This is a genomic window from Hymenobacter sediminis (genome assembly GCF_003231285.1).
In the GTDB taxonomy this organism is placed as follows: Bacteria; Bacteroidota; Bacteroidia; order Cytophagales; family Hymenobacteraceae; genus Hymenobacter; species Hymenobacter sediminis.
This window is the reverse complement of sequence record NZ_QKNS01000009.1, coordinates 90,320-106,835: the sequence shown is the minus strand read 5'-3', so window position 1 is coordinate 106,835 and position 16,516 is coordinate 90,320. Positions and strand designations below refer to the sequence as shown.

Here is a 16,516-nt window from a genome sequence, read left to right as displayed (position 1 = left end):
TTTTTCTTAGCCCATACAAACGACGCCCGCCGGAATTCATACCTTCCGGCGGGCGTCGCTATTTGATAGTGCTTCTACTATACACCTTTATGAAATATTCCCTTTTAGCCGTAGCTCTGCTAAGCATCTGCGTGGGGCAGCAAGCGGCCGCGCAGACACCTAAACAACAAGCACTAGGCCAAGAAATCATGCGCGAAGGCTTGGCCTTGTACGAGTCGGAGCGCGCCTCGTGGGTAGCATCGGATCTGCTGCTCGCTCGGAAGCCGGACATGAGCACGCTAGGGGGCTACTTCTCTTATGCCGATGGCGATTCGCTCCGAACCGTCTTCGTGGGAAGAAATACTACCCCTGGTCCTCTCACGGTAGCCTATAGTTTCAGCTTTCCTCGTTTAGCTATTGAACCAGCCACTGCGCGGCAGCAAGGACCTCGGAAAGCCTCGGCACGGGAACAAAAGCTATACGCCATGCGGGAAGCAGTAGAGGAGGAACTGGAGTCAGGGCGGGTAGCGCATGCTCCGTATCAGTTTCCGGAAAACACACGTCCTAACATCATCTTGCTCGACCAGGGACCAAGTACGCGTGCGTACGTGCTAGTAGGCCCCCAGGAAGGAGGCGTCCTGCCCATTGGCAACGATTTTCTGCTACGCTTCACGGCCGCGGGCACCCTCCAAAAGGTAGAGCGACTGCACAACAGCTACTTAGCCATGCGCTTGCCCGAAGGCTCTCAAACCATTCGCGCAGGTATGCACAGCCATTTGCCGGCTCACCCATACATTACACCCACGGATATTTGTTCTCTGCTTCTTTACAAAGACTCTTTTCCTGCTCCCCAGCACATTGTTATGGGTAGGGAGTACGTTTCCGTGTTTGACCTTGAGAAACAGCAGCTGACTTTTCTAACCCAGAAGGAATTCGACAAGATGTACCGAAGCGGAAAATAGTTTACCTCTGTGCGCGCAAAGAGCCAACGTAGTTTTAGCGCAGCATTCTTGTTTTCCGCTCCTGCTCCCATTTCTTACTTTGCTCTCTGTGCGCTTTCTTCCCCTCGCCGGCCTTTTATTAGGTAGCCTGGCCTCTACTACCCAGACCACTTCACCTGCCGGGCCGCCTACCCCCGCCCTCCTGCTCCGACCGGCCGCTGTATTCGACGGTGAAACCCTACACCAGGGCTGGGCTGTGCTCACGGAAGGCGACAAAATAAAAGCCGTGGGGCCTGCTGCTCAGCTTCAAGCCCCGGCCGGAGCGCGTACCGTGGAACTGCCGGGTCTGACCTTGCTGCCGGGTCTCATTGAAGGCCACTCGCACCTACTGCTTCACCCCTACAACGAAACCAGCTGGAACGACCAGGTGCTGCAGGAATCGGAGGCGCTGCGGGTGGCCCGTGCTACGGCCCATGCCCGCCGGACGCTGGAAGCCGGTTTCACAACCGTCCGGGACCTGGGCAGTGAGGGCGCCGGCTACGCCGATGTGGGCCTCAAACAAGCCATTGACCGGGGCCTGATTCCGGGTCCGCGTATGGTAGTGGCTACCCGGGCTTTGGTAGCTACTGGCTCCTATGGCCCCAAGCTGCTTTCGGGCTTCGACGTGCCCCAAGGCGCCCAGGAGGCCGATGGCGTAGATGGTATCATCCGGGCCGTGCGCGAGCAGATTGGCAAAGGAGCCGATGTGATTAAGGTATATGCCGACTACCGCTGGGGCCCCAATGAGCCCAGCCGCCCGACCTTCACGCAGGACGAGCTAAACCTGATTGTGCAAACGGCCCGCAGTGCCGGCCGCCCCGTGGTGGCCCACGCCAGTACGCCCGAGGGTATGCGCCGCGCTACCCTGGCGGGGGTGCAAACCATTGAGCACGGCGACGCGGGCACGCCCGAAATCTTCAAGCTCATGAAGCAGCGCGGGGTAGCCCTTTGCCCCACCGTAGCAGCCGGCGACGCTACTTCCCAATACCGGGGCTGGCGCAAAGGCCAGGAACCTGAGCCGGAGCGTATTCAGCAGAAAAAGCAGACGGTGAAAGCGGCCTTACAAAGCGGCTTGGATCTGGCCTATGGCGGCGACGTAGGCGTTTTCGCGCACGGCGACAACCTGCGCGAAGCCGAGCTGCTGGTGCAGGAATATGGCTTTACTACCCTTCAAACCCTACGCGGCTTCACCGCTGGCAATGCCCGCATCTTCCAGCTCCCCGACCGCGGCCGCATTCAGCCCGGCCTCCTCGCTGACCTGGTAGCCGTAGCCGGCGACCCGACCAAGGACATCAAGGCGTTGCGGCAGGTGCGGTTGGTAGTAAAAGGAGGGGTAGTAGCGAAAGAGTAAAAAACGTGTCATGCCGGGCGGGAGCGAGGAAACACCGCAGGCGGTCAATCCATCTTCCTTGCTCCCACTCGGCATGGCACGTAATGAGCTCCTATCCTGGCCGCTCAATGCCAAGCTTCTGTAGTTGCTCGGCGTACTTATCATATATCACCTGCAAGTCCTGGCCGTGCTTGCCGGCGTCTACGCCTATGCTGACGTTGCTGGTGTGGAAGCGGTGCAAATGGCTGATGTGGGGGCAGATAACAGGCTGATGACCCGCCAGCAAAAACCGCACGTACAGGTCCAGGTCTTCGGCCATTTCAATCTGCTCATCGTAGCCGCCTACCTCCTCGAACAGGGCACGACTGTAGCAGACGTTGCCCTGAATAAAGTGCTCGGCCCGGAAGATAGCCCGCAGCATGTCCGTTGGCGAATCGAACTTCCAGGCGTAATAGTCCTCATTGGGCAGGTAGCGCCGGTCCTGATCCACGCGCAGGAAATCGGCTACCAGCCAGGGCCGGCCCTGGTGTTGCTGAATCTGCTGGGCGTAGTGGAATAAGGTGCGCTGCAGTAGAATATCGTCGTCGTCGAGCGGTACAATCCAGCCATTGGCGGGGACATCCTCCCGAATTAGCAGGTTGCGGGCGGGGCCGGGTAGTAGCTTGGTGGCCTGGCTGCGTACCCGTACCGGAATGCCCTCTTGGGCGCTTGCTTCGCGCAACCAACTGGCCGTATCATCGGTGGAGGCGTTTTCACAGATGAGGTGCTCAAAGGAAAAATCCAGGGGAGCCGAAACGGTGGCCCGCACGCTGGCTACCGCCTCCGGCAGAAACTGGCGGCGGTTGTGGGTCGGAGTAATCACGGAGAAATGCATGGTCTCTATTCTGGTTCTGCCCTAAAAAAGTTACGTCCGCTGGCTCGGCATCAACCTTCGGCCGGCAAGTGGCGTTATGGCCCTGTCTGCCCCTGCGCTCATGCCTAAATTTGTCGTCACGCTTCTTCTGCCCGATGCTTTTGATGAGGATTTTATTGCCCTCATCCCGCGTCATCGTGCCTTTATCAATCAGCTGATCGAGGAAAATGTCATCGATTCTTACGCCATTAGTGCCGACCGCACCCGTGGCTGGGTTACTATTAATGGGCTCAACGAGGCGACGGTGCGGGCAGTGATAGAGCAATTTCCGCTGTATCGGTTTCTCCGGTCCATTGAAGTCGATGAGCTATTCGTCTTTGACAGTGTGGCTAGTCGTTTTCCTCGTATCAGTCTTAATTAGGTGAGTTAGTAAGCAGTGCACTAATGAGTTTAGGTTCTCTTATCTTGAGCATCTAGCCAACTCCCCATATAACCAGCTTATCTTTCTTCCGGCCCGGTTTCTGCTACCCCCAGCTTCACCTTCGACCCAGGTTCACCTTTACGCTCTACATGATTCGTTATTTCCGCCTTTTCAGCCTGCTAACGCTGGTTTTCGGTAGCCTGGCCGCTGCCCCCCCCGACTCTAAGCCCACTACTGAACAACTTATTGCCCGCCTTACCGCAGCCATTGAAAACCTCAAGACCCTGCGCTGCAACGTGCGGGCCCAGGAGCGGATTGGCGGTAGCTACCAACAGGCGCGCACCAGCATGAAAATGGCGTTTAAGCCCTATAAGGTGTATTTGCGCAACCAAAAGGGCATTGAAGTGCTGTATGTAACGGGCCAGAACGATGGTGACGCCTGGGTGTACCCAAACAGTTTTCCCTACGTCACGGTCAGCCTCGACCCACTGGGAGCCCTCATGCGTAAGACCCAGCACCACAGCGTACTAGATGCCGGGTACGGCACCATTGCCGAGCTATTGCGCGGCTCCGGCCAGCGCCTCGACCGCAACTTCGAAAAAAGCTTCCGCTACGCCGGCGACACCACCGTGCAGGGCCGCCCCGCCCACATCTTGCGCGCCGACTACCCCCAGTTTCGCTACGTAGCCTACAAAACCAACAAAGCCGAAACCGTATCATCCATTGCCGACCGGTTTGGCTGCGGCGAATACCGGATTTTAGAGCGCAATGACCTTGCGCCTGGCGCCACGGTACCCGCCGGCCGCACGCTGCAGGTGCCCAACGCCTACGGTCGGCGGGTTATCATTGCTGTGGATCAGAAATTGACCCTACCCCTCGTTATTCAGGTGAACGACGATAAAGGCCTGTTCGAGAAATTCGAGTTCAGCGACATCGTGGCCAACCAGCCAATTCCCGCTCAGGAGTTCACCAAAGATTTCAAAGGCTACAAGCTATAATCACGGACTCAGATAGGTCTACCTACTAATTTGCTGTAAACCAAAAGAGCTTGCCATCTGGCAAGCTCTTTTGATTTAGCACTTATACTGCTGCTGGGCAGAACATCACACGTCCAAAACCATGATTTAGCGGCGCATGGTTTTTTCGATGTGGTCCCACATATCGGGGGTTAGCAGCTCTAGCTTGTTGAACTCACCGGCGCCGTTGAGCCACTCGCCGCCATCAAGGGTTACTACTTCACCGTTCATGTAGGCCGAGAAGTCGGAAACCAAGTAGGCGGCCAGGTTGGCCAGCTCCTGGTGGTTGCCTACCCGCTTCAAGGGCACGGAAGCTGCCGGATCGAGCTTAGAGGCCAAGGGCTCGGGAAACAGGCGGCTCCAGGCGCCTTCCGTGGGGAACGGACCGGGGGCAATAGCGTTGGAGCGGATGCCGTACTTGGCCCACTCCACGGCCAGGGAGCGGGTAAGGGCCAACACGCCGGCTTTCGCCGCCGCTGATGGCACCACAAACGCCGAGCCTACGGAGGCATACGTCGTAACGATATTGAGAATAGTGCCGGGCTGCTTTTCGGCAATCCAGTGCTTGCCAAACGCCAACGTGCAGTTATAAGAACCCTTCAGCACAATGTCCACAATTACATCGAAGGCTTTGTGGCTCAGTCGCTCCGTAGGGCTGATGAAGTTGCCGGCGGCGTTGTTCAGCAGCACATCTACCCGGCCAAATGTTTCAACGGTTTTCCGCAGCAGGGCCTCTACTTCATCGTATTTGCGCACATCGCACTGCACGGCCAGCACGCCCTGGTTACCAGTTTGCTGGCGCAGTTCTTCGGCGGTTTTCTCCAGCACCTCCAGTTTACGGGAGCTGATAACCACATTGGCGCCCAGCTGCAGAAAATAGGTCGTCATGGCGCGGCCAAGGCCGGTGCCACCGCCCGTCACGACGATGGTTTTGCCCTGCAGAGCATTATCGCGGAGCATGGGTTGGGCATAAGGATGCGAAGCGGACATAGGGTTTGGTGGGAAGTAAGGGGTAGGAAAAACGAACCTCTGCACGTGATGCAGTTAGGCCCGGGGCTCAAATAAACCAGTTATTCGGGTAACCGTGCCTTCGGCTACAATATGACTCCCCTCTACACAATAGAAAGAAGTACCTGGGCGTAGCTTTTTCTGATGAAAAGCCCGAGCTTCTTCAAAGAAAATACTCAGGCGAGCGTGCAGCCATTCATCTAATGACAAAGGCAACTCACGCCACGAATTACCGGTCAGGGGGTCGTAGAAATCCGAATACATGTAATCACAGGCTGGTTTGTCAAGCGCATACCGAAAATCCCAGCGAATGCCGTTGTAGGGTGGTTGCTTTCGGCCGCCTTCTTCAGGAGGCAGAATTCGGATACGGGCCTCAAAATCATCGGGTACACCAGGGTACAAGCGGGAGGTTGACATAACGGAAAGGGGTAGTACGCCGAAGGTACAGCTCGCAAAATAGAGGCTTTCCTTGTGCAGGAAAGATTTTTTGCCACCTTTACCCCGCATGACTGAAGACGCTACTTTCCCGACTTCTAAGCCTACAGTAGCCGTTTTAGGCTGTGGCTGGCTCGGGCTGCCGCTGGCCCGCACACTGGTTGACGCTGGGTACCGGGTGCACGGCACCACCACTACCCCCGGCCAGCTACTAAACCTGCGCGACGCCGGCATCCGGCCGTTTCTGCTACGCCTCGCGCCTGAACTGACCGCCACCGATGCCGATACCCTGCAAGCCTTATTGCAAGGAGTTGATGTTTTGGTGTTGAATGTGCCGCCCACCCGTGCGGCCGGATCTGCTGCCGCCTACCCTGCTTTACTCGAGCCAGTAGCGGAAGCTGCTGCCCTGGCTGGCATACAACATGTGCTACTGGTTAGCTCTACCGGCGTGTATGCCGATGAACCCCGCGTAATGCGCGAAGCCGATGCTCAGGCCGCAGCCACCGCCACCGCGCCCTTATTGCAGGCCGAAGCACTGTTTCAGTCGCCGCAGCACACGGTGGTGCGCCTGGCCGGGCTGATGGGGCCGGGCCGCTCTCCCGGCCGGTTCCTGGCGGGCCGGGCCGGCGTACCCCACGGCGAGGCCCCCGTCAACCTGATTCATCTGCAGGATTGCATTAGCCTGCTGAGCTGCATTATTGAGCAGGAACTCTGGGGCTATACCTTCAATGCCAGCGCCGCCACCCATCCGAGCCGCCGCACCTTCTATACCGCCGCTGCTACCCGCCTCGGACTACAGCCGCCTACTTTCTCGGAAGAAACGACCGGCGGCAAGCAAATTGATTCTTCCTTGATCCGGGAGCTGACGGGCTATCAGTTCCGGCACGAAGATGTAGTAGCCGCCCTGGAGTATTGCTGATCTAACTGCTTCTCTGCCACCTGCGCAAGCCGTACCTTTGCTCCTGTGAACGAAGCGAAGAATACTGTGGCTGTGTTGGGGGGTGGAGCAGCCGGCTTTTTCGGAGCCATTGCCTGTGCCGAAGCCAACCCCAGCCTGCGGGTAGTACTGATTGAGAAAACCTCCAAGCTGCTGAGCAAAGTCCGGATTTCTGGGGGCGGGCGCTGCAACGTGACGCATGCCGCCGACACGGCCGCCCAGTTGGTGCAGCACTACCCCCGTGGGGCCCGGCAACTCAAAGAGCCCTTCAAGCAATTTGGGGCCTTAGATACCGTCCGGTGGTTTGAGCAGCGGGGCGTCCGGCTCAAAACGGAACCCGATGGCCGCATGTTTCCCACCACTGATTCGTCGGAAACTATTGCCCGCTGCCTGCTCGATGCGGCCCGGCTGGCCGGAGTTGAGATACTGCTGCAAACCACTGCGGAGCACATCGAAGTACTTCCAACGGGTGGCTTTCAGCTAACGCTCACGGGTGCTCAGGCCCAAATGCTGCCCGTAGCCCGACTGCTGGTGGCCACAGGCGGGGCGCCTAAATCGGAGCAATACGAGTGGCTGCGGCAGCTGGGCCACACCATTCAGGAGCCCGTACCCAGCCTGTTCACTTTCAATGTACCTGATTCGCCACTGCGGGAGTTGCCGGGTGTAAGCGTGCCCCGGGCCCGCGTACGGGTAAGCGGGGAGAAGCTGGAGTACGAAGGCCCTGTGCTGGTGACGCACTGGGGCGTAAGTGGGCCCGCTGTGCTCAAGCTCTCGTCTTGGGGTGCCCGTCGCCTTCACGAGCTTCAGTACCAGAGCACAACCCTCATTAACTGGATTCCCGACTATACGGAAGACACGCTTCGCCAGCATCTGCTGGAGTTTCGGGAGTTGCATGGCAAAAAAGTGGTAGCCAGCAACCCGCTGTTCGGCCTACCCCAGCGCCTTTGGCGAACCCTCGTGGAGCAAGCCGGTATTGGGCCAGAAACGCGCTGGAATGAGCTACCAGCTAAACTCCAGAACCGTCTTATTGAAGGCTTACTCCGTACGGCCCTACCCGTGCGCGGCAAAACAACCTACAAGGATGAGTTTGTGACCTGCGGCGGTATCAACCTAAGCGAAATCAACATGCAAACCATGGAGAGCCGTCAAGTGCCCGGGCTGCATTTTGCCGGTGAAGTACTTGATATCGACGGCATTACTGGTGGATTCAACTTTCAAGCCGCCTGGACAACGGGTTACTTAGCTGGCCGGGCTATGGCTGGAAAATCGTAGGTGATGAAATCTGGTTGGTCAGCTAGGAATGTATTACCAAGTAGAAAATAGGTCGTCATAACGACTTACTTTACATTAAAAACCCTTACTGCTCGCACACCACAGGATAGTATTGCTGTAGCCATTTGGTACTTATTGCAACTCGATTTGGGTTTTATCAGTAAAGAAAGACACAACTACCTTTCCTTAACACCCAAATTTACTCTCCTCATGGACGCCAAAACCCTCCAAGCCGGACTTAACGAACTTCTCGAAACCCTGAAAGATGGTCAGCGCGGCTATGCTGAAGCTATGACCGACGTAGAAGATCCGGATCTGAAGCAGATTTTCAAGAAATACGCCGCCCAGCGCTCTGAATACATCACGGAGTTGGAAGACCAGATGCACAAGCTAAACCTGCATCCGGAAGAAGAGTCGTCCATCACGGGCACTGTGCACCGCGCTTTCATCAACCTGAAAGGCTTGGTAACTGGCAAGGACCGTCACAGCATTCTGGCTGAGTGTGAGCGTGGCGAAGACTACGCCAAAAAAGCTTACGAAACTGCCCAAAAGATTGAGGGGGTTCCCAGTGAACTTCAGGCCCTCATTGCTAAGCAAGCTGCCGGCGTTAAGCAAGGCCACGATGAAATCCGTGACCTGCGCGACGCTTCTGCTAAATAAGTTTAACCTCTGCGCTTAGCAGCATTGTACTACCCCTAGTAGAAGCGCAAAGCCTGCTTTAGCCATCAAACAAAAAGGCCACTCAAATGAGTGGCCTTTTTGTTTGATGAAGCTGATAGAAAAATCATCAGCTCCAGCGAAATCATAATTGCTCAGCGGTTCTACTCGTCGAAACCGCCGTTGTCGCGCTTGCCTTTGTAGCCGCCACCGTAGCTTCCGCCACCGCGGTTACCACCGTAGGAGCCGCCTTCACGACGGTCGCCACCGAAGCTTCCGCCGCGGTTGCCACCGTAGGAACCACCACCGCGGTTACCACCGAAGCCACCTTCACGACGCTCGCCGTAGCTTCCGCCGCCGCGGTTGCCACCATAAGAGCCGCCGCCACGGTTGCCGCCGAAGCCACCTTCGCGACGCTCGCCGCCACCGAAGCCACCCGGGCCCCGACGAGGACGGTCGCCACCGAAGCCGCCGCGGTTGCCACCTTCCTGCTGTGCATCACCCTCCTGACGGGGGGTAGCAATATTGAAGGCTACCGGACGTCCTTGGATGGTGCTACGGCCCAGTTGGCTGATTACTTCCTCCACGAACTCATTCGGTACTTCCACGAAGCTGAACTTGTCGTAGAGAGCAATGTCCCCTACTTTACCAGCAGTGAGGCTGGTGTTTTCAGCAATCAGGTCCACAATGTCGCGGGGGTGCAGACGGTCCTTTTTGCCCATGGTTACGAACAGGCGCGTGAAGCCGGCGCGGGCAGCACCTTGGGTGCGGCTGGCGTCGAGGCTTTCCTGAGCACGCTTGTCTTCTTTCATCGTCATTTTCAGCAGAGCAGCTGCTACGTCCAGCGACGTAATGCCATCCTCCTGGTCCTGATCGATCAGGCGCTGCACGCGGGCAATGTATTTGTCGAGGTTACCCTTTTCAATTACTTCCTTAATGGAGCCCAGCATGAGCGTGGTTTTCACCTCCGACACATCTTCGAAGGACGGCACCCGCTCCTGCTTGATGGTGGCTTTGGTGAAGCGCATAATGTCGCGCAGCTTGTAGATGTCGCGGCCGCTCACGAAGGTGAAGGCTTTGCCCTGCTTGCCAGCGCGGCCGGTACGGCCGATGCGGTGTACATAGTATTCCTCGTCGGCCGGCAGGTCGTAGTTTACTACTACTTCCACGTTGTCCACGTCGATGCCGCGGGCGGCAACGTCGGTAGCAACAAGAATTTCCAGCGTGCCTTTGCGGAATTTGTCGAGCGTGTTCTGACGCTGCTGCTGGCCCATGTCGCCGTGCAGACCTTCAGCAAAGTAACCTTTCGCTTGCAGGTCGCCCACAATCTCGTCCACCATGCGCTTCGTGTTAGCGAAGACGATGCCCGACTTGATGTTGTACATATCAATAAGGCGGGTCAGGACGTCCTTCTTCTGCGGGCCACGCACCTCGAAGTAGCTCTGCTCAATGTTGGTAACCGTCATTTCCTGATGGTTTACCTTCACGATCTGCGGCTCCGTCTGGTAGCGCTTCGTCAGGTCCATGATGGGCTTGCTCATGGTAGCGGAGAAGAACACCGTCTGGCGCTCCTCAGGCATTTTCTTGAGCACCGTTTCGATGTCGTCGCGGAAGCCCATGTCCAGCATTTCGTCAGCCTCATCGAGGATGATCATCTTGCAGCTGTCCAGATTTAGCGTACCCCGCTCAATGTGGTCCATTACGCGGCCGGGGGTACCAATTACGATCTGCACCCCACGCTCCAGGGCCCGGAACTGACGGTCGTAAGAGCTACCGCCATAAATCGGCACTACCGACAGACCACGCTTGTATTTGCCCAGCTTCTGGATTTCGCCGGAAACCTGCACGGCCAACTCACGGGTAGGGCACAGCACCAGGGCCTGCACCTCACGCGAGTCGGTATTAATCAGCTCAATTGCGGGGATAGAGAAGGCCGCGGTTTTACCGGTGCCGGTCTGGGCCTGACCGATTACGTCGCGGCCGGAGAGTAGTACGGGAATTGCGCCGGCCTGAATGGGCGAGGCTTCCTCGTAGCCCACTTCAGAAATAGCGCGCTGCATTTCTTCAGAGAGGGTCAGCTCACTGAATTTCATTTTTTCCTTTTCGTTTTCCATTTCGATGTTGATGGATTGGAGACAATAGCTCTGAAAACAGCGGATTCAGCGACGCTCTTCTCCCACTCAACAACAACGACAAGTGACGGAAGCAACGGACGGAAGATAAAGCCGGCCCAACAGGTTTCTTAAAGGCAGCTCTTAAGCTGCGCGGAACGTGGCCGTTCTCAAATGCGGGTGCAAAGATATGAAGAAATATTCAAATCTGCATAGTCCGCTGTTATATCAGAGGCTATCTACGGCTAATAAAAGCCGATTCTATACAACGCACGGCAGGTCCAATAAGTTGACTTATATAGATATATACATAAAAAAAGCAGGCTCATCGGGAGCCTGCTTTTCAAGAATATCCGAGAAGGATAATGGACTAAGCCAGTTTCACTTTCACGGCGTTCGGGCCTTTGCGGCCTTGAGCAATTTCAAATTCCACTTTGTCTTTGTCGCGGATTTCGTCGATGCACTCGGTTACGTGCACGAATACGTCTTCGCCGGTTTCGTCAACTTTGATAAAGCCGAAACCTTTGGTTTCGTTGAAGAATTTTACAGTTCCTGTCTGCATGGTACTGGTGATGATGGATGTTTTTTTCGGAAAGCGCACTCAACTCTGCTTTCCCTCCCTCGCGGAAGTACTCAACAGGACGGTGAAACCGCGTTTTCTTATTCTGCTCAAATATACACTGATATTTTAGATGTGGAATACCTGATGCTAGAATATGCAAGAAGCATTTATTAGCTACCCCAGCCTCCTCAAATCATTTATAAATCTATATATCAGCAAGTTAAAACCGATTACACATAGAAGAGGCAGCCCCCAAAATTGCCAGAACCTTATACCCTGCCCCTGTTTTTCTGCCGGGGCCAGTACCTTTAGCGCTATGGAAACACCCGCACAGCCTGCCTTTCGCTTCTCCCGTCTACTTACGGTTCAGCCCGAGGATATTGATGAGCTGGACCACGTCAACAACGTACAGTACGTGCGCTGGGTGCAGGACACGGCCGGGGCACATTGGCTGACGGCCTATCCTCCCGGCGAGCGGGAACAGTATATCTGGGTGGTGCGAGAGCACCGGGTGCAGTACCGCCACCCCGCCCTACTGGGCGAAGAGTTGCGCTGCACTACTTGGATTGGGGAGGTACACGGGGCCCAGTGCCAGCGCTTCGTGCGCATTGAGCGGGCCCACGATGGCAAGCTGCTCTGCGAAGCCGAAACTCAGTGGGTATTGCTGAACCCCGCCACGAAACGCCCGGTGCGGATAGAGCCAGACGTAGTAGAGCGGCTGTGGGGGCCGGTGTAGGGAAATCTATACCTGAGTTTCTGGCGACAAAGGCAGCTTTTCTATGTACGATTGCGAAGAAATAGCCTCACTGGACGCCCAATCAGCCCCAAGAATAGGGAAGCTTCTATCCTCCACATTCACGAGGCACCAGCTTGTGTCTTCCGGAAACAGATAACAGGTAGCGTCAAAAGAAGCGGCTGTGATGAATTCAATATACTCCGCAATAGTGATGGAATACACCACTTGGTCGGCGGACGGCAATTCATCTATGGCTGCCCACCGATAATAGTCCACTACATAGAGCAGAAGCTGACTATCAGGCGCAACAGCTTTTAGTAAATTCATTAGGTTACTGGCTGTTTGCTCCCACTGGATTGCGAATCCGCGCTTCTGCCATTCCAGACGAGCCAGCAATGTGTTGTTGTAAGGCAAGTTGAATTGAGTGGCTAAATCACTAAAGCAAGTAGGCGTGTAGGTGGGGGTATATTGGGCATTATATATCCCGTATTCAGCCCATATAGCAGCATTTTTATTGAGTTGCGCAATGCTGGGATTTTTCAGATTTACCTGTTCAAATGGAAATCCTTCGATAATCCCAACCGACGGTAGTAGCGCCGTGTAGGTAGCAAACAGATTCGGTAACAAGTCCGTCACTTGCAGGAATCGGTTACCATAAATTCTTTCTTCATTAATCTGCAACCAATCAACAACTGATAAATCTGTGCTGTAATCCATACCGCAAATAGCACGATTACCTCGACCTTTATCAATCAATTTACCCCAATGCCCTCCACCTTCCGCATTTACTCCTCTTCCGCCGGCTCCGGCAAAACCTACCAGCTCACCAAGGAATACCTGAAGCTGGCGCTGGGCTCGGATGACGCCTCGTACTTCAAGCGGATTCTGGCCATTACGTTCACCAACGACGCGGCCGGCGAAATGAAGGAGCGTATCATTGGGGCGCTGCGGCGGTTTGCGCAGTTGCCGGAGGGCGAAACCGACCCGCTGCTGACAGACATAGCAGAAGAACTGGCCTCGGAAGGGCAGTTGGCCTACCTCCCTACCCCCCAGGAGCGCCAGCAAGTGCTACGGGAGCGGGCCGGGCGCACGTTTCGGCTGGTGCTTTATCATTACGCCGATTTCGCAGTCAGCACCATCGACTCTTTCGTGCAGCGCATTGTTACGGCGTTTACCCGGGAGCTAGGTTTGCCGGCCACTTTTGAGGTAGAGCTGGACAGCGCCACGGTGCTGCAAAGTGCAGTGGCGCTGCTGCTGGACCGCGTGAACCGCGACCCGAACGCCAAGCTGCTGTCCCGTACCATTTCCGATTTCGCCCTTAACAAAGCGGAAGAAGGCCGCAGCTGGAACAACCTGCCCGAGGAGTTGGTGGACTTTGGGCAGTTCCTGCTCAGCGAGCCGGTGCACGAGGCCGTGGATCAGCTGCAGAAACTCAGCATGCAGGATTATCGGCGCCTGCACGAAGCCCTACGTCAGCGCAAAGCCGAAATCGAGGATGCTTTCCGCCAGGTGGCCCAGGTGGCCCAGGAAGCCGTGGACACGGCCGGCGTGGCCGACTCGGACCTTTACCAAGGCCGGAGTGGGCTGCTGGGCTACCTCACCAAGTGGGAAGAACGCCTACAGGCCGATAAGGAAGCTAATTCCTACGTGCGAGCCACCGTGGAGCAGGACAAATGGTACAGCGGCAAGGTGAAAACCGCCGCCGATAAAGCCCGCGTGGATGCCGTAAAACCCGCTTTGCTATCGGCTTATGAGCTAGTAGAGAAGCTCCGCGCCTCCCTCCTGCCCGACTACTTGCTGGTGACGGGCATGCTACCCTACCTCTTTCAGGTAAGTCTGCTCAGCGAATTAAGCAAGTCGGTGGACCAGTTGAGCCGCGACCGGGGGGTAGTGTTGATTGCCGAATTTAACCGCCGCATTGCCCAGATTGTGCTGCGCGAGCCAGTACCGTTTCTGTATGAGCGCATGGGCGAGCGGTACCTGCACCTACTGATTGATGAGTTTCAGGACACCTCGGTGCTGCAGTGGAACAACCTGCTGCCGCTGGTGGAAAACGCCGTGGCTGGGGGCAACCTGAGCCTGGCCGTAGGCGACGCCAAACAGGCAATTTACCGGTGGCGGGGCGGCGAAATGGAGCAGATTCTGCGCCTGCATCAAAACCAAACGGAACACCTCTATAATAAGGCTGCCGATGAGGAATTGCGCGACCTGCTGGCTACCCGCTACCAAACCCTCGACCAGAGCCTGGAAGCGGCCAACCTGAACACCAACTTCCGTTCGGCGCCCGCTATTATTGAGTTCAACAACCGTTTCTTCAGCCAGATCAGCGCCACGCACACGGCGCTGCCGCTGGTACAGGGCATTTACGACGACCACTTCACCCAGCAGGCGCCCGAATCAACTGCCGGCGCGCCCGGTCATGTAGAGCTGCTCTTCACGGAAGATGATGCCCCTGCCTGCCGTTACGATGCGGCCATTGGCACGTATACGCCGGAGCTGCTGCCGGGCTATACCACCGGCCAGACCCTGGATTACAACGAAAGCACCCTCTACCTTACTCTGCAGCTGGTAGAAAAAGCGGTAGCCGATGGGTTTCGCCTTCAGGAGGTAGCTGTGCTCTGCCGCCGGCGCGACCAGAGCCGCCGGGTAGCGAAATTCCTGAAGGAGCGCGGCTACGACATCATCTCTGCCGATTCGCTTTCCCTGGAGTTTGCGGAGGTAGTAAACCTGCTGGTGGCCCTGTTTCGGGTACTCAATCAGCCCGCCGATACGCTGGCCCGGGCCGAGGCTTTGCTGCTCGTTGATAGGGTAGTACGCGGCCAAGACCCTACCCCCGAGCGGGCCCGCAAGTGGTCGGAGCTCGCCAACCACGAATCGGTAAAGCCATTTTTTGACGAGCTGCGTGCCCTAGGCTACGACGTGCAGGAGCAGGAAACCGGCAACCTGGGCCTTTATGAGCTAACGGAGCGCCTGATTGGGCTGTTTGGGCTGCTGCACCGGGTAGCGGAGCAGGAGTACTTGTTCCGGTTTCTGGATCTGACCCTGGAATACAGCCTGCGCTTCGGCAACAACCTCAATAACTTCCTGACCTACTGGGACCAGCGCAAAAGCAGCCTCAGCATCAACGCCCCCGCCGGCCGCGACGCCATTACCATTACTACCGTGCACAAAGCCAAGGGCCTAGCCTACGGGGTGGTGATTGTGCCGTTCGCCGATTGGTCGCTCAGGCCCTACATGGGCACGCTGCTCTGGGGCCGCCTGGCGGATGCCGCCGACAAGCCCCTGGCCGATATGCCCGCCGTGGCCGTGCTGCCCCAAACCCAGGCCCTGCTGCGCACGCCCCTGGCTACGCAATACACCGAGGAGGTAGAAAAGACGTTCCTGGAAGGCCTAAACATGCTATACGTAGCCTTCACAAGGCCACGCCACCGCCTATACGCCATCAGTCGCAAGCCCAAACCAGCCAAAGCCAGCAAGGACAGCGAAGCATCAGAAACAACAGAGCCCGCCAAAACGGTGGCGGAGTTGCTGCACCGCTACCTCCTCAGCACCGTGCAATGGGATGATGAGCAAATGGCCTACGTGCTGGCCGATGCCCAAGGCTTCGTGCCCACACTCAAAAACCAGCCACCACCTACCGATAATTCTCTACCCCTCCACAACCTCAGTAGCACGCCCTGGGAGGAGCGCCTGCGGCTGAAACGCCACGCCAACACGGTGTTCGACTTCAACGACCAGCAGGCCCAGCGCGAGTGGAACCGCAAGCTGCACTACGCCTTGCGCCGGGTGAAGCGCGCCTCGGAGGTTGATCGGGTAGCGGCGCAATTAGTAGCCGAGGGCTTGGTGAGCACCCGCGAGCGGCCGGAACTGCTGCGCCGCTTGCACGAGGTGACGGAGCACCCCCGAATGGCCCACTACTTTAGCGCCCAGGTGGAGGCCGAAGCCGAGCGGGAAATTCTGGTGGGCGGCACGCGCAAGCAGGACTACAAGCCCGACCGCATCGTGTTCGAAACCACCGGCCGCCTGGTCACACTGCTTGATTTCAAGGCGCCCCCACCCGAGCCGCACCACCGCCAGCCGCTGCAACGCTACGCCCAATTGTTCCGGCAACTTGGCTACGAGCAGGTACGCTGCGTGCTGTACTATTTTGATACGCAGGAAGTCGTGGAGTTTTAGGTAGAGTTTAGCGTCAGGTTTCCGGAAGGATTACCTTTGCCGC

15 protein-coding genes are annotated in these 16,516 nt (G+C 56.9%); 9 read left to right on the top strand and 6 right to left on the bottom strand.

The window, feature by feature from the left end; all coding sequences use genetic code 11:
* The first annotated feature begins 89 nt into the window (after positions 1-89).
* Positions 90-941: a hypothetical protein gene (locus tag DNI29_RS20925; protein ID WP_110980094.1), complete on the top strand. Its 852-nt coding sequence runs from the start codon at positions 90-92 to the stop codon at positions 939-941.
* A gap of 127 nt (positions 942-1,068) precedes the next feature.
* Positions 1,069-2,310, top strand: coding sequence for a metal-dependent hydrolase family protein (locus tag DNI29_RS20920; protein ID WP_238388173.1), 1,242 nt, complete (start codon positions 1,069-1,071; stop codon positions 2,308-2,310).
* A gap of 91 nt (positions 2,311-2,401) precedes the next feature.
* On the opposite strand, the gene DNI29_RS20915 is transcribed toward DNI29_RS20920, so the two are convergent.
* On the bottom strand, positions 2,402-3,151 hold the full coding sequence (locus tag DNI29_RS20915; protein WP_162303690.1) for a glycosyltransferase family 2 protein: 750 nt from the start codon (positions 3,149-3,151) through the stop codon (positions 2,402-2,404).
* Between the two features lie 112 nt (positions 3,152-3,263).
* On the opposite strand from DNI29_RS20915, the gene DNI29_RS20910 reads away from it, so the two are divergent.
* Both DNI29_RS20910 and DNI29_RS20905 read left to right on the top strand, forming a co-directional pair.
* Complete coding sequence (locus DNI29_RS20910) at positions 3,264-3,563, top strand: hypothetical protein (RefSeq protein ID WP_123823352.1); 300 nt, start codon at positions 3,264-3,266, stop codon at positions 3,561-3,563.
* A gap of 149 nt (positions 3,564-3,712) precedes the next feature.
* Complete coding sequence (locus tag DNI29_RS20905; RefSeq protein ID WP_110980090.1) at positions 3,713-4,561, top strand: LysM peptidoglycan-binding domain-containing protein; 849 nt, start codon at positions 3,713-3,715, stop codon at positions 4,559-4,561.
* 126 nt (positions 4,562-4,687) lie between these two features.
* On the opposite strand, the gene DNI29_RS20900 is transcribed toward DNI29_RS20905, so the two are convergent.
* Together DNI29_RS20900 and DNI29_RS20895 are read right to left on the bottom strand one after the other, a co-directional pair.
* Positions 4,688-5,569, bottom strand: coding sequence for an SDR family oxidoreductase (locus DNI29_RS20900; RefSeq protein WP_110980089.1), 882 nt, complete (start codon positions 5,567-5,569; stop codon positions 4,688-4,690).
* Between the two features lie 54 nt (positions 5,570-5,623).
* Entirely contained in the window at positions 5,624-6,004 is a 381-nt protein-coding gene (locus DNI29_RS20895; RefSeq protein ID WP_110980214.1) for a hypothetical protein, read from the bottom strand.
* Positions 6,005-6,092: 88 nt separating this feature from the next.
* Here DNI29_RS20895 and DNI29_RS20890 point away from each other — a divergent pair, with 88 nt between their 5' ends.
* The 3 genes from DNI29_RS20890 (at position 6,093) to DNI29_RS20880 (ending at position 8,891) form a co-directional block, all read left to right on the top strand.
* The gene (locus tag DNI29_RS20890; protein ID WP_110980088.1) at positions 6,093-6,941 is read left to right on the top strand and encodes an NAD(P)H-binding protein; all 849 of its coding nucleotides are present in this window, start codon (positions 6,093-6,095) and stop codon (positions 6,939-6,941) included.
* Between the two features lie 45 nt (positions 6,942-6,986).
* A complete protein-coding gene (locus DNI29_RS20885; protein WP_238388171.1) occupies positions 6,987-8,231 on the top strand; it encodes a BaiN/RdsA family NAD(P)/FAD-dependent oxidoreductase in 1,245 nt (414 codons plus the stop codon).
* Between the two features lie 210 nt (positions 8,232-8,441).
* Positions 8,442-8,891 (top strand): PA2169 family four-helix-bundle protein, encoded by a 450-nt coding sequence (locus tag DNI29_RS20880; RefSeq protein ID WP_110980087.1) that lies wholly within the window; start codon positions 8,442-8,444, stop codon positions 8,889-8,891.
* A gap of 161 nt (positions 8,892-9,052) precedes the next feature.
* On the opposite strand, the gene DNI29_RS20875 is transcribed toward DNI29_RS20880, so the two are convergent.
* Positions 9,053-11,002 carry a DEAD/DEAH box helicase gene (locus DNI29_RS20875; RefSeq protein WP_110980086.1) on the bottom strand — a complete coding sequence of 650 codons (1,950 nt, stop codon included), beginning with the start codon at positions 11,000-11,002 and terminating at the stop codon, positions 9,053-9,055.
* A 367-nt stretch (positions 11,003-11,369) separates the two neighbouring features.
* The gene (locus DNI29_RS20870; protein ID WP_110980085.1) at positions 11,370-11,561 is read right to left on the bottom strand and encodes a cold-shock protein; all 192 of its coding nucleotides are present in this window, start codon (positions 11,559-11,561) and stop codon (positions 11,370-11,372) included.
* A gap of 316 nt (positions 11,562-11,877) precedes the next feature.
* Here DNI29_RS20870 and DNI29_RS20865 point away from each other — a divergent pair, with 316 nt between their 5' ends.
* The gene (locus DNI29_RS20865) at positions 11,878-12,297 is read left to right on the top strand and encodes an acyl-CoA thioesterase (protein ID WP_162303689.1); all 420 of its coding nucleotides are present in this window, start codon (positions 11,878-11,880) and stop codon (positions 12,295-12,297) included.
* 6 nt (positions 12,298-12,303) lie between these two features.
* Here the strand turns inward: DNI29_RS20865 and DNI29_RS20860 are convergent, their stop codons facing one another.
* Positions 12,304-13,014, bottom strand: a complete 711-nt coding sequence (locus tag DNI29_RS20860; RefSeq protein ID WP_110980083.1) for a hypothetical protein — start codon at positions 13,012-13,014, stop codon at positions 12,304-12,306.
* Between the two features lie 48 nt (positions 13,015-13,062).
* On the opposite strand from DNI29_RS20860, the gene DNI29_RS20855 reads away from it, so the two are divergent.
* On the top strand, positions 13,063-16,473 hold the full coding sequence (locus DNI29_RS20855) for a UvrD-helicase domain-containing protein (protein ID WP_110980082.1): 3,411 nt from the start codon (positions 13,063-13,065) through the stop codon (positions 16,471-16,473).
* Positions 16,474-16,516: the final 43 nt, after the last annotated feature.